Annotated in this window: 10 protein-coding genes; all 10 read right to left on the bottom strand. The window is 52.8% G+C overall.

What is annotated here, in order from left to right; all coding sequences use genetic code 11:
* Nucleotides 1-285 precede the first annotated feature (285 nt).
* The gene (locus tag MHI43_RS02535; RefSeq protein WP_012818698.1) at nt 286-840 is read right to left on the bottom strand and encodes a glycerol-3-phosphate responsive antiterminator; all 555 of its coding nucleotides are present in this window, start codon (nt 838-840) and stop codon (nt 286-288) included.
* A 543-nt stretch (nt 841-1,383) separates the two neighbouring features.
* Complete coding sequence (locus MHI43_RS02530; RefSeq protein ID WP_012818697.1) at nt 1,384-1,854, bottom strand: DinB family protein; 471 nt, start codon at nt 1,852-1,854, stop codon at nt 1,384-1,386.
* A gap of 148 nt (nt 1,855-2,002) precedes the next feature.
* Nucleotides 2,003-4,075 (bottom strand): amylo-alpha-1,6-glucosidase, encoded by a 2,073-nt coding sequence (locus MHI43_RS02525; protein WP_036664727.1) that lies wholly within the window; start codon nt 4,073-4,075, stop codon nt 2,003-2,005.
* Nucleotides 4,076-4,089: 14 nt separating this feature from the next.
* Nucleotides 4,090-6,219, bottom strand: a complete 2,130-nt coding sequence (gene bglX, locus MHI43_RS02520) for a beta-glucosidase BglX (protein ID WP_036664728.1) — start codon at nt 6,217-6,219, stop codon at nt 4,090-4,092.
* 26 nt (nt 6,220-6,245) lie between these two features.
* A complete protein-coding gene (locus MHI43_RS02515; RefSeq protein WP_009593690.1) occupies nt 6,246-7,070 on the bottom strand; it encodes a carbohydrate ABC transporter permease in 825 nt (274 codons plus the stop codon).
* 5 nt (nt 7,071-7,075) lie between these two features.
* On the bottom strand, nt 7,076-8,020 hold the full coding sequence (locus MHI43_RS02510) for a sugar ABC transporter permease (protein ID WP_036664730.1): 945 nt from the start codon (nt 8,018-8,020) through the stop codon (nt 7,076-7,078).
* Nucleotides 8,021-8,140: 120 nt separating this feature from the next.
* Nucleotides 8,141-9,388, bottom strand: a complete 1,248-nt coding sequence (locus MHI43_RS02505) for a sugar ABC transporter substrate-binding protein (RefSeq protein WP_036664731.1) — start codon at nt 9,386-9,388, stop codon at nt 8,141-8,143.
* 173 nt (nt 9,389-9,561) lie between these two features.
* Nucleotides 9,562-11,118 (bottom strand): response regulator, encoded by a 1,557-nt coding sequence (locus tag MHI43_RS02500; RefSeq protein ID WP_036664732.1) that lies wholly within the window; start codon nt 11,116-11,118, stop codon nt 9,562-9,564.
* A gap of 6 nt (nt 11,119-11,124) precedes the next feature.
* Nucleotides 11,125-12,927, bottom strand: coding sequence for a sensor histidine kinase (locus tag MHI43_RS02495; protein WP_036664733.1), 1,803 nt, complete (start codon nt 12,925-12,927; stop codon nt 11,125-11,127).
* Nucleotides 12,928-12,969: 42 nt separating this feature from the next.
* Complete coding sequence (locus tag MHI43_RS02490) at nt 12,970-13,713, bottom strand: AraC family transcriptional regulator (protein WP_036664734.1); 744 nt, start codon at nt 13,711-13,713, stop codon at nt 12,970-12,972.
* Nucleotides 13,714-13,762: the final 49 nt, after the last annotated feature.

Genomic DNA, 13,762 nt, shown 5'->3' with positions numbered 1-13,762 from the left:
CCCTTTCGAATCTATTCATCATTCATCATCCAAAATTACCGTCGATCCACTTCATCAAATGCCGGTTGGAACGGCACGCGGATCCCATAGGAACGGGAGAATCCCCATCCAAACAGCCCGCCTATCCCTTAAAAAGCGCACAAAAATAGAGACGTCAAAAAGAGCGCAACCTAAGAGCCACCACCTCCTATAAAAGCTAAAGTAGCTGCTACTCGGGTTATCTCATCGTCTCCACCCCTAGCAAATATGTAATTGTGGTTAATCCGTCATTCCTACGTAAGACCGTTACGTCCAAAAACGCGTGTCTCCCGTAGATACGAGGTCTGCGCCGTTCGCCAGCGCCTCGTCGATTTCTTCTTCGCTTCGTAAAAAACCTCCCACTATGAGCGGACAGTGAATTTCCTTCTTCAGATCGCGGATGACGCGGGGCATAAGTCCCGGCATCAATTCCACTTCGTCCGGACGTGCTTGTCCGATCATCTTCACTGCGGTTCCCAAAGCTGTCGTATCGATCGCAAACACGCGCTGTATCGAGCTGATGCCTGCTTGGCGCGAAGCCAATACCGTATTCGTCTTCGTCGTAATGATCCCGTCGATCTTGTACGAATCCGCCAAATACTGCACTGCCGAATTATCCCGGCCGATGCCGCTTACCATTTCCAGATGGACAAACACTTTTTTGCCTGAGGAGTGCAGTCGGTTTACGATATCCCTTAGTTTCATGATGTCGCCTGTCATCAGGTTCACCCGTTCCACCGCGCTGTTCACAGCCGCGTCGATCTGTTCCAGCTTGGTAATCGAAGCAATAACGGGAAGACGGCGACTCCCTTGATCTGTCATAAGTGCGTGTCCTCCTTATTATGAACACCTCTTATGATAGAGTTATAAGATCATGCGAGTATTAACGATATGTAAAATCTGTGTTAACGGCCCTCTTCTAGGCATCTGCATATCATGAATACGCTTTCTATTCAGTTAACAACAGATTCTGCTATATCCCTGTTTGATGGATTCCCTCCTAGATTCAGGATCATGCGGTTCTGCGGAGTCTTGGATAGCGCTTTCAAAATAGCTTGTCGAGCTATTTAGTATCTATCATAGAGGAATTATTTAGCTAGAGTCTATAGCGAAATTTGTTTTATTTTGTCGAATTTAAAAGAATGTCTGCTCAATGTAATAAATATCATGGCAGGAAGCTCGTTTTTGTGATCGTACAGCGATTCAAAGACCCATGAAGGCAGTTTCAGGACAGCGGGCTTTCCGGAGGCTTGGATGCAGGGGTAATCCGGACTCATTGACTCAGCAGGCGCACGAGCTTAATCAATAAGCCGGCCAAGAAAACTTCTTGGCCGGCCCCCCTTGATCCATCCCGTCGAGCACTAGCTATTCGAACAAAGGAACCTTCGGGTCCTTCCCGTTACAGTGAACCAGCATCGCGTGCAGCTGCCCCCTGTGGTGATACAGGTGCGCCACGATTTCGAGCAACCATTCGTACCTCGAATAGGTGACGCCCCAATAAGAGGTCATCTCCTGATGAAGCTCCTCTTCCGTCATTTCTCGGAACGCCTGCTCCAGATATGAATAGTTGCTCAATAACTCCGCCTGTATGTCCTTCAGGTTATTTAACGACACGCCTGCGTAATAGGCGCTCATCTCCTCTTGGGTGGCTCCTCCGGATATATGATAATCGGCCCGGCAGATGACGGCGATATGCTTGAGCAGCTCTCCGACCGAATGTTTGCCTTCCGTCGGCTTGACGAGCAAATCCCGTTCATCCAGCTTATCGATAATCGCGACAACCGAGACGACAGCCACCTCGATCTGATGTAGGGCATATGTACAATAGGAATTCATAGGTTCTCTCCAATCCGGTATGTATACAGTAATCTGTTCAAAATCACCTCATTATTATAGAACATACGTTCCTAATATTTCAACAAAAAAACAACCTGACCCTTAAGCACTAAGAGTCAGGTTGTTCAGAAGCAAATCTTGCAAAAGATCAGCTAACCAGGTCAAATCCGGTTGTATTCTCAAGCACTTCCACATGAAACGCGCTGCCGTCAGCCTTACGCACAACGCTAACCGACAGGTGCCCGCTTCCGATCGCAATCCGTTCGGCCTTCAGTTCGTTCATCCCCTCCGGAAGGAACGGGGACAACGCGATTTCCTTCTTCGCCGCGTTCGGATACAATCCGAGCATCGCCTGCAGGAAGACGATCGAGGTTCCCGCCGCCCAAGCCTGCGGCGAACAGGTTGTCGGGTACGGAACGGGATGGCCCAGCTTCGCATCATGACCGCAGAACAGCTCCGGCAAACGCTGGTATTCAAAATGCGCGGATGCCTGGAGCAGGCCGGAAATCACCTTGCCTGCCTCAGCTTTGAATCCTTGCTTGCCGAGACCCAGCAGGATCATGGCATTGTCATGTGGCCATACGCTCCCATTGTGATAGCTCACCGGATAGTAGCCGGTGGAGCCAGTACTCATCGTGCGGATGCCGTATCCGTTGAACATGTCGCTTCTAAGCATCCGCTCGGCTTGCGCCTTCGAGCGGCTCTCTTCCGGCAATCCGCTCATGAGCAGATGCCCGGGATTCGAGGTTACGCTTCGTACCTGGCGTTGATCCTTATCCAGCGCAATGGCGTAACACTGCTCATCCTCCATCCAGAAGGCCGCTTCAAAACGGACGCGAAGCTCCTCGGCTTCCGTTTCCAGCTTGCGGGCCAGTTCCGGCTCGCCCAGCTCCGCGAAGACGGGTACCAGCGATTGCTTCGCTTGATACACGTAACCCTGAACCTCCGACAGCGCGATCGGCGATTCCGCATACTCGCCGTTCTCATGGATGATCGAGTTGGCGGAATCCTTCCAGCCCTGGTTCGGGAAGCCTTTCTCGGCTTCCTGCTTGTAGGCCATGAAGCCGGAGCCCGCTTCGAGGGCGGCATCGATATAATCCAAAGCCCGCAGCACGTTCGGCTTGAGCTCCTCCGCTAAGGAGAGATCGCCCGTCCAGCGGTAATACTCGCCGATCAGCGCCAGGAACAGCGGCGTGGAATCGATGGTGCCGTAGTACGGCGAGAACGGGGACTGATTCGTCGTGACCAGCTCTCCATAGCGGATCTCATGCATGATTTTGCCCGGCTGCTCATCCCGCCAAGGGTCCGTCTTCTCGCCTTGATAAGCCGCCAGCGTTCTCAAGGTTCCTTTGGCAAGCTGCGGGTTCGCCGGAAGCATGAACAGCGCCGTGATCAAGCTGTCTCTGCCGAACGGAACCGCGAACCATGGCAATCCGGCTACCGTTGTATCGCCGAAGCCTACATCCGTCGTCAGCATGCGCAGATCCTGCAATCCTCTCTGGTACAAGCCGCTGAACAGCGCGGAATCCGACTGGACCTGCGAGCTGTTCCCGTACCAAGCTTCGTACGAGGCTTCGAGTTTCTTCAGCCCCTCTTCATAAGTCAGCGTCTCTGCTGCGGGTTGCCGCTCCGTCATCGGCGTGACAAAGAACGTAATCACCTTCTGCTCTTTGGCTTTCAGGGACAAGGAGAACGAAACCGTGCCGGTATCATCCGCTTTGACGCCGTCCGCATCCCAGGCAATGCGCGTCTGCCTTCTCAACTTGTCGGCGCCGACGTAGGCCAGCGTCAACTCTTGATCGCCTGTCCGAATCCCCTCCATTTTGCCGACTTCGCCCGTACGGTATTTACGGACCAGGAACATATCCTGAAAATCCGCATCGAAGGAAACCCCGAACTCGATATTCGAATCGGTCACAAAGTAATTGGTCAGCGTACAGCGCTCATACAGGACGCCATCATAGATGAAGCGTTCCCGAAGCACTTCGATCGCCCCTTCATCCTTGGCGTCCTTCATCAGGCGGAAGGAGGCCACATAGCTTTTATCCCCCGTGGAGGACAGAAGCGAAGGCTTCTCGCCATCGATGAACAACTCCATGCGGCTCAGAAAACGCGTATCCTTCGTATACAAACCATGGCCCTGATCGTCCCCCTGGACGATATCTCCGTTAAGCCCGGTCAGAAAAAACACGTCCCCTTCTTTAATTACGCGGTAGTCCATGCATAAATCCCCCTTTATTCAACAACCTCAAGCTCAGCCTGCAGTCCTTCCTCCGAATGCGGTCCGACCCAGACATGAAACTTTCCGGGCTCTACCGTAAATTCAAGCCTTTCATCCAGCAGCCCCAATGCTTCACGTCCCAGCGTAAAATGCACCTCCCGGCTTTCACCAGGCTGAAGCTGCATTTTGGAGAACCCCTTCAACTCTTTGACCGGCCGGGTCGAGCTCGCCACCAAATCGCGGATGTAGAGCTGCGCGGTTTCCTCGCCGGCTCTGGTTCCCGTATTCGTGATGCTCACGGATACATGCACGGATTCGTCCCGGCCGATCTGATGCCGATCCAGCTTCAGATCCGTATATTCGAACGTTGTATAACTGAGGCCGTACCCGAACGGATACAGCGGAGAATCGTCGCAATCAATGTAATCTTCGTACAGATGGGGCCGCCCGGTATTCTTCCGGTTGTAATACATCGGAATTTGTCCCGTCGCGCGCGGAACGGTAACCGGCAGGCGACCGCTCGGATTGTACGCGCCGGTCAGCACGTCCACAAGCGCATGGCCTGTGGCGGTTCCTAAATGCCAAGCTTCCACTACGGCGTCTGCATGTTCATGCAGCCATGGAGTGGCAAGCGGACGGCCGTTCATCAGCACGACGACGATCGGCGTGCCGGTCTGCCGCTTCAGCTCCCGTATCAGGTGCTCCTGGCAGGGCGGAAGCGTAATGGAGGTCACATTGTAATGTTCGCCCGTCATTGCTTCGGATTCGCCGACAACGACCACGGCGACATCACACTGCTTGGCAAGTTGAACGGCACGATCGACCCCGCCGTCCAACTCCTCCAGTATGCCGCTGCCCTGCTCGTAGAACACCTCGGCCTTCGGTGCGATTTCCGATTGAAAGGCATCCCACACCGTGACAACGTCCTCATCCCGGCCTTTCCAAGCCCAGCAGCCCATGGAATTATGGCGATCATCGGCCAGCGGCCCGATCAAGGCCAGCTTCTTGTGCTTGCCGGTATCCAGCGGCAAAATTCCGCTACGATTCTGCAGGAGCACGATCGATTTCCGGGCGCTGTCCCTGGCCTGGGCCAGATGCGCCGCTGGAATGGCTCGCCCTTTCAGCAGATCTCCGGCTTCTTCGGCTTCTTCGCTTACATACGGGTTCTCGAACAATCCGAGGCGGATTTTCACCCTCAAAATGCGAAGCACCGCATCATCCAACAGCTGAAGCAGCTCGGGGTTATCCTGGACCAGCGCCTCCAGATGATCGAGATAGACGCCGGAATGCATGTCCATGTCGACGCCGGCGTTCAGCCCCTTCCGCGCGGAATCCTTCCGGTCCTCCGCATAGCCATGGTAGATCAGCTCTTCGATCGACTCCCAGTCGCTGACCACCATGCCGTCAAAGCCCCACTCCCGCTTCAATATATCCCGCAGCAGATAGCGGCTTCCGGAAGCGGGAACCCCGTTCAGTTCGCTGAAAGCACTCATCACCGACAGAGCGCCTGCTCGAATCCCGTGCTCGAACGGCGGCAGCACGGTTTCCCGCAGCGTCCGCTCCGACATGTCCGTCGTATCATAATCCCGGCCGCCTTCAATCCAGCCATAACCGGCAAAATGCTTCACGCATGCCGCTACGGTCGGGTTGCCGTCCCCGTTCGGACTTTGAAATCCTCTTACCTTCGCGGCAGCGGCCAGGGAGGACAGATAGGCATCCTCCCCCGTGCTCTCCGCGATGCGGCCCCACCGGGGGTCGCGCGTCACGTCCACCATCGGGGCAAAAGTCCAGCGGATGCCTTCAGCTGCCGCCTCTTCTGCCGCAATGCGGGCGTTCTTCTCCATCCCTTCGAGATCCCAGCTGGAGGCTTCGCCGAGCGGAATCGGAAAGATGGTGCGAAAACCGTGAATGACGTCATCCCCGATGAGAAGAGGAATCCCCAGCCGCGTTTCCTCCACGGCCAGCCGCTGGAGCTCGTTGATTTTTTTCGGACCATGCACATTCAACAGCGACCCGATCTTGCCTTCGGCAACCAGCTTCAGCTCCCGCGCCTCGCACCGGCCGTACTGCACCGTTTGACCGATCTTCTCGGCCAAGGTCATCTGCGCGAGAAGCTCCTTTGCACGCTGTTCCACGTTATCCATGTCTAATCCCTCCCGATGCTTCGATATCAGCCTTTGACGCCTGCGTTCGAAATCCCCTCGATATATTGGCGCTGGAACAGGAAGAAAAACAGGATGATCGGCAGCGTGGACAGAACGACCCCTGCCATGATCATCGGCGTATTCTCGAAGAACATATCCTTCACGCTGTTCAGGCCGACCACCAGCACATACATTTCCGGCGTATTCGCCAGCGTGCTCGGAACGAGGTAACTGTTCCAGGTCCCGGCAAATGCAAGGATCGACATCGTAATCAGCGATGAGCGGGCCAGGGGATACACGATCCGCCAGAAAGCGCCCATCTTCGTCAAGCCATCCATCCGCGCAGCCTCCAGGAACTCGTTCGGAACCGAGATGAAGAACTGGCGGAGCATGAAGATATACAAGCCTTGATAGAGGAAGGGCACCGTCAATCCCCAGAACGTGTTCAGCCATCCGAGCTGTGCCACGTTCACGTATACCGGGATCAGGATCATATGGTACGGCACCATCATGGTGGCCACGACGATCCAGTATATCAGTCCTTTACCCTTGAAATTCAGCTTGGCCAGCGCAAAGCCGGCCATCGGGTTAATGATGAGGTTCCCGATGACAACGACGCCGGTCATGATCACGGTGTTCATGAACCATCTCGGCACGTTGTACGCATCGTTCGTGAAGAAGATTTTGAAATTCTCGAACGTCCAGTTGGCCGGCGACGTCAGCGTATTGACATGGCGCATCGGGATGACGGACGTATAGATGGTATAGAGAAAAGGAAGGGCGAATAAGAGCCCCAGGATGATCGTGCCGATGTACAGAAACGGCCGACCTTTATTCGTTCGGGTCAACATTACTCTCACTCCTTCTCATCCAGGAATTTTTTTTGCAGGTACGTAATCAGCATGATGATCATGAAGAACAGCACCACCGCCGCGCTTCCGTATCCAATGTTCATGTAACGGATCCCGTGCTGGTAGAAATACGTCACCACCGTGCTGGTAGCGCCGGCCGGCGAGCCGAGCGCGCCATAACGGGAAATCGCGGCAATTTGGTCGTAGATCTGGAAGCCGGCGATCGTCGATACCGACACGATGAAGAACGTGATCGGCTTCAGGAACGGCACCGTAATGTAGCGGAATTTGTTCCACTTGGACGCGCCGTCGATCTCGCCCGCTTCATACAGATCCTTCGGAATTTCCTGCAGGCCCGACAAGTACACAATCATGGTGAAGCCGGCTTGCTGGAAGATAAACAGAATACATACGAATAAGAGCGCATAGCTGGTATCCGCAAACCAAGTCACGTTCCCGAAGCCCAAAGCTCCGAAAAATTTCGTCAGGAAGGTGCCCTGCTTGAAAAGCATCATGAACACGGTCGTGATCGCGATCTGCGAGGTAATATACGGAATGAAGAACACGGTCCGGAAAATCCCCTTGCCCTTCAGCTTCTGGTTCACCAGGATCGCCAAAAGCAGACCGAGCAGGGTCTGAATCGGAATCGAGATGACGACGATTTCCAGGGAGTGAAGCAGCGCCCGGAAGAATTCTTTATCTTGCAGAATGGTGACATAGTTTTCGAGGCCGATGAATTTGGCCTGGTCCAAGGCAGCGAAGTTCGCATCCTGAAAACTTCTTACGAAAGACTGGATGAATGGATACAGAAACCACCATGCCCACAAAATCAAAAAGGGCAGCGTAAACAACCAGCCCAGCGTCTTATCGGAGTCTGCCAGCGAACGGAACCAGGATTGCCTGATCTTGTTCCCCTTCATATCAGCGTGCTTGCTGCTGTAATCGGACATAAGTTATCCCCCGCTTCCAAACTTAAATTGGTTGGTTCATGAGAAACCCCCACAAAGTGGTGTGAACAAAGGCTCCCGCTCCCCTGAGAACAAGGAGCGGGAGCGGGCGTTGCCTCTTTCTTATTTGAACTGGCTTTGAATGTCGTCGAGAATTTGCTGAGCCGTTTTACCGGAGCCGCCCAGAATCAGGCCTTCCAATTCTTTCACGAGCTCATCCGTAAAGCGCTTGGTATCCGTTGGATACCCATAGTCCGTGCTGTACTCCAGCGCAGGCTGCAGCGCCTTGAATTCAGGGTTCTTCTCGAAATACTGCTCGGACAGCGAGGATACGGCCGGATTGAAGCCGAGCTCCATGAATGCGGTTTGCGTATCGTCGTTGGTCATGTAATAAGCAGCCTTCAGCGCAGCTTCTTTGTTCTTCGCGTCTTTCAATACCATGTAAGCGTCAGAGCTCATGGTGCTGCCGTTCGTCGTTCCTTTCGGAACCGGAATGGCAACCATTTTCAGGTCCGGATTCGCATCCTTCAGATACCCTTTGTACCAGTAACCGCCTGTACTCATAGCACCCTGCTCATTGCTGAATACTTCGCCGTCCCAGCCGAAGCCGAGCGATTTCGGCGTAACCGCCAGTCCTTGGTCGTACATATCGATGATCATTTCCAGCGCCTTGACGTTCTCTGGGGAGTTGATGGTCTTACCGTTACCCCAGCCGCCGCCGAAGCTCTTCACGTAGTTCGTGATATGGAAAGCGTCCAGGTTCACGATAATGCCCTTCACATCGCCTTTGTTCAGCACTTTGGCCGCTTCGATCACTTCATCCCATGTGGTTGGATACTCGCCGAGGTCGGCATCCTTCCACATTTGCTCATTGATGAAGAACATCGCCGGCATATCGCTGTTCGGTACGCCGTATTGCTTGCCGTCCACGTTCCAAATCTTCTTGGATGTATCCGGGAAACGGTTCATGTCCACGCCCGTCGCTTGAACCAGGTCATCGATTGGCGAGAACAGCCCTTTATTGATGTACTCGTAAGCACCTTCGTTGGACATCTTAATGAAGTCAGGCGCTACGCCCGCAGCAATTTCACCCGGAAGCGTGTTCCAGAACTGCTCGCTGCTCGGATATTGCTTGATTTTCAGTTCAATCTCCGGATACTGCTCGGAGATGGTGTCAGCCGCTTTCTGATAAATCTCCAAATCCTGCGCCGTACCCCAGAATCCGAAATTCACCGTTACTTTTTCAGCAGCGTCTCCGGCTCCATTATCTGTATTGTCAGCGCTTTTACTGCCGCCGCAAGCGGTTAAACCCACAACAAGAGCCAGGCACAAAACCAGCATGGCCGAAAACTTCTTGTTCCATTTACCCATGATGCTACCCCCCACGTTTCTTTTCGTTTTACCTTACATCTTCATGATAAAGAGCCGGGAGAACAAAAAAAATTAATCAAATGATGATTAATTTTTTAAAATTGACTATTTTTTTATAAATAGATTGCGCTGCACGAGCGTTTTTATGAAAAATCACACTTTCTTCTCTAATATCACACTTCATCTTTCCTATATTGCTTAGGAGAAAAGCCCGTGTATTTCTGGAATACAATGGCAAAATGGGCCTGATTATTGAATCCCACCATCTCGGCAACGTCATAAATTTTGTAGCGATAGTCCTTGAGGAGCACCTTCGCCTTCTCGATCCGAAGCTCGTTAATATAATCGAACAGGCCCTGACCGACCTCTTGCTTAAACAATCGGCTGACATAATTCGGACTGACGTGGAACAAATCCCCGAACAATTTCAAGGAAAGACTCTCCGGGTAGTGCTCCTCCGTATATTCCATAATATTGCGCGTGAGCTGGCTGTAGCCTCTCAGCTCCAGATGGCTGCGATTCTTGAGCCGTTCCTCGAACAAGGCACGGTATGCGGCCGATAGCTGCCTGAATTCATGGATCTCTTCAAAGGCCGATGTTTCTTCTTGAACGTCTCCCCGGCCCGGTACGCCTGTGCCCTCTCCGATCATAAACAGCAGACCTTCGTATACCTTGCGGACATCCTTCTCTTCCATGCATTCTTCTTGCGCGAGAAACTTCTCCCACTGGGACAGCAGCTCCAGGAAGCGCTCGTTCGCCTCCTCCCTGAGGGCAGACTTCATCTGGCTTAAATAGGCATCGGCCTGTCTATATACGTGCTCACCCTTCTGTTTCAGATGCTGATAATAAAAGATCGACGTATCCGGGTGGTAAAATTGATGGGACAGCGCTTTGCCCGCCTGCTCGTAGCCCGTCTGAATGCCGTTGAAATCGGCAAACCAGTCGCTGATGCCCAGCACGATGTCGATATTGACAAACCGCTTGAGCGCCGAACTGATCATTTGCACCATTTTATTGACGCGCGTCAACGAGGCCAGCAGGCTTTTTAGCTCGCTGTTGCTGATGAATACGGCAGTGCACTGTTCATCCAGCTGAAGATATTCGACTTCCTTCTCCGTGGACAGAATCTCGCTGACGACGTTCTGCACCGTATTCGGCAGGATCGACTCGGTTTCCTTGGGGTACCTTTTGATAACCGCGTGATAATCCTTGATTCTGAAAAGAACGACGTACATATTGCCCTCTTTGAGCTCCGTTTCATGCAGATCATGAACATGGCCTCGGAGAGCGTCATATAATATCTGCTCCTTCCGGTTGCCCGCCGTACCCGGCCCGACTTGGGCCGGAATCCCCCGGCTCCCGAACTGCTCCCGGACGCTCTTCAGCATCGCAGTCAGCTCGCGTTCATTCATGTCGGGTTTGTGGAAATAATCAAAAGCCCCCAGCTTCAACGCTTCCTTCACGTAGGCAATATCATCGAAGCTGCTCAACACGACCGTTTGAACCGGGATCTGCCGGTCCTTGATCGTCCGGAGCACCTCGAGCCCGTCCATCTTCGGCATTTTGATATCCAGCAGCACCACGTCCGGCACGGTTTCCGTTATCAGACGCAGCGCTTCTTCACCGTCCCCCGCTTCACCGACAATGTCCACGCCCTGAGCTTCCCAGTCAATCGCCGATTTGATCCCGATCCGAACGAGCGGCTCGTCATCTACTATAAGTATTCGCACTTGCTATCACCCTGCTTCTTCTGTGATGATCGGAACCCGAAGCCATGCGACCGTTCCGCCCTGTTCTCCCCTTTGGATCCACAGGCCGTACTCGGGCCCGAAATGAAGGGATATCCGGTTCCGTATATTGTTCAGTCCGATCGAGTTGAAGGTATCCTGCGGACCGTCCTGCTCCACCTTCGCCTGTCCGCCCTCCGGAAAACCGCGCCCGTTATCGCATACCTTCATGATCAGCGCATCCGATTCCTCATAAATCGATATGACAAGGCTGCCCTTGTAATCGATGCCTTCAAAGCCATGGAAAACCGCGTTCTCCACAAGGGGCTGAAGCAGAAACTTCAGGGTCCTATGATTCATTACGGCCGGATCCACCTCGTACGTGACATCAAATTTATTAAAATAGCGGAAATCAAGAATTTTCGTATAGTTCTCCATGAATTCGACTTCCTCGGCAATGGTCACGTAGTCGCCTTCCTTCTTCACCGTAAACTTGATAACCGAAGAGAAAGCCTGCAGCGCTTCTTCAATGCCCGTTGCCCCCTGAATCTTGGCCATCCACTTGATCACGTTCAGCGTGTTGTAGATAAAATGCGGACGAATCTGCGATTGCAGCGCATTCATCTCCAGGTTCCGCTTCTCCTCTTCCTCTACGTAAATCCGCTCGATTAAATCGCGAATTTCGTGCAGCATCTGGTCCACGGTATGACTAATCACGCCGATTTCCCCGTGCTGCTTCGTATCAAAGCTTACGTCAAGCTGACCTTGGGAGACAAGCTTCATTTTGCTGTTCAGCACCGCCAGCGGCTTCATGATCGTGGTGGCGATCCGGGCCGAGATCAGGATGGACAGCACGAGCAGTAAGATCAACGCACCGATCAGAATAGCCACCATCAGGTACACGATCGAGAACAGATCCTTCTTCGGGATGACCGTGACCGCCTTCCAATTCGCCATGGAAGAGGAAGAAGAAATCATGTAGGTATCCCGGTTGATCTGCGTGTTGACCTGGCCGTCCGCTTTATATTGAAAATCGCTTCCCAATACCTCGGACGCCGCCAGTCCGATTTCCTCGGGGTGAACGCTGTGCACGATATGATCGCTTTCGTCGATCAAGTAAAAATTCGTATTCTCGGAAAATGCCGAATCGCTCCACAGCGTCTTGAGTTTATCCACCGAAATATTAAACAGGATAAACCCGAGATCCTCCTTCGTGTACGGGTCCAAGATGGCCCTGCCCACCGACACGGCCGGAATTCCCTTCGTTGACAGCAGTCGCTCCTGATGAATCCCTATCGGGACAAAGCCGCCATACGCTTCCCTGATCTTCCGGACAAAAGGCTCGCGGGTAAACTGCTCCTTGAAATAAGCGAAGTTCATATATTCCCGGTTGCTTCGGCCGATGATGGTCCGGCTGTTCTCGTGGTAGATAACCACGGAGTCAATCAAGTCCGAATACAGCATGATCCCGCTCTGGATCAAGCCGTTCACTTTATCGAAATCCTGCCCCCGCTCCAGCAATGGATACGTCACCTTGCCGTAATCCTTCCGCATAATGGGATACACCGTGGAATCCTGGATCGGGAACATGGACAGCCGGAGCAGCGGCTGCAGGGAGGTATCGATATTTTTAATGATTTGTTTGTTGTTTTCCACGGCGGCATCAATCATCGTGCTCCGATTATTCTCCACGTAGACCCAGGATACGATCCCGCCGATCAGAAGAAGGGGAACGATGATGAAGGCGGAGAACGCCGCAATCAGTTTCTTCTCCAGACTTAAGTGAAGCATTTTCTGCTTTAGTTTCTTCATGGGCCGCGTCTCTCTTTTCTCGTTGTTCGATAGGATCGTCCTTTACCGCGCCGTGCCGCTTATCCGGAATTTTCTCGGCGTCATTCCCGTAAAATTCTTGAATAATTGCGTATAATAACTCTGGCTGCAGAACTTGAACGTAAACGCGATTTCGGATATCGACTGGTTCGTATTGGCCAGCAAATGCTTGGATTCCTCAATCTTCCGCCGATTAATAAAGGTGGTTATGGCTTCGCCCGTCTCCCGCTTGAAACGATCGGACAGGTAGCTCGGGTGGACCTTCAAATAATCCGCGACCCTCCTCAGGGTCAGCTCCTCGAAAATATGCTCCCGGATGTAATAGATCGCCAGGTTCACAATGTGAGAGAAAGACACGTCTTCCTTCTCGGAGCGGATCATCGACACAAACTGCACCAGCATCTCATATTCAAAATGAACCAGCCGCTCTACATCGCTCATTCGCTCGATCTCCAGGATCAGCGTGTCGCTTAAATGAAAGGCGATCTCGGGATCCACGCCGCCTTTGATGATGGCCCGGGTAAATAAGGTGCAGGAGGCAATCAAGGCATTCTTCTTCGATCGAAGCGGATACGTCGCCAGCACGGCCGCTTCCAGCTCGTTAATTTTGCGCAGCATGTCCATGGCTCTATTCTCATCGCCGAAGCGGATCGCTTCCAGCAGCTCGTGTTCATAGTCGAACGGGGGATGGATAAAATTCTCGCGCAAATAAAACATGCGGGAAGAAAGGTAAAAGGGTTGGTTTCCAGAACGTGAAGCCTCTTTCATTATTTCCCCACCACCTAAAAATATTGATAAAAACCTTGATATTTTAGTA

Source organism: Paenibacillus sp. FSL H8-0457, from assembly GCF_038051935.1.
GTDB classification, from domain to species: domain Bacteria; phylum Bacillota; class Bacilli; order Paenibacillales; family Paenibacillaceae; genus Paenibacillus_AQ; species Paenibacillus_AQ lautus_A.
Note: the sequence above shows the minus strand (reverse complement) of the source record. Positions and strands in the feature narration are given on the sequence as shown.

Bases quoted from the DNA above. Each gene is read 5' to 3' on its own strand.
- MHI43_RS02535 (WP_012818698.1), bottom strand. From the start codon at position 840: ATGACAGATCAAGGGAGTCGCCGTCTTCCCGTTATTGCTTCGATTACC.
- MHI43_RS02530 (WP_012818697.1), bottom strand. From the start codon at position 1,854: ATGAATTCCTATTGTACATATGCCCTACATCAGATCGAGGTGGCTGTC.
- MHI43_RS02525 (WP_036664727.1), bottom strand. From the start codon at position 4,075: ATGGACTACCGCGTAATTAAAGAAGGGGACGTGTTTTTTCTGACCGGG.
- bglX (WP_036664728.1), bottom strand. From the start codon at position 6,219: ATGGATAACGTGGAACAGCGTGCAAAGGAGCTTCTCGCGCAGATGACC.
- MHI43_RS02515 (WP_009593690.1), bottom strand. From the start codon at position 7,070: ATGTTGACCCGAACGAATAAAGGTCGGCCGTTTCTGTACATCGGCACG.
- MHI43_RS02510 (WP_036664730.1), bottom strand. From the start codon at position 8,020: ATGTCCGATTACAGCAGCAAGCACGCTGATATGAAGGGGAACAAGATC.
- MHI43_RS02505 (WP_036664731.1), bottom strand. From the start codon at position 9,388: ATGGGTAAATGGAACAAGAAGTTTTCGGCCATGCTGGTTTTGTGCCTG.
- MHI43_RS02495 (WP_036664733.1), bottom strand. From the start codon at position 12,927: ATGAAGAAACTAAAGCAGAAAATGCTTCACTTAAGTCTGGAGAAGAAA.
- MHI43_RS02490 (WP_036664734.1), bottom strand. From the start codon at position 13,713: ATGAAAGAGGCTTCACGTTCTGGAAACCAACCCTTTTACCTTTCTTCC.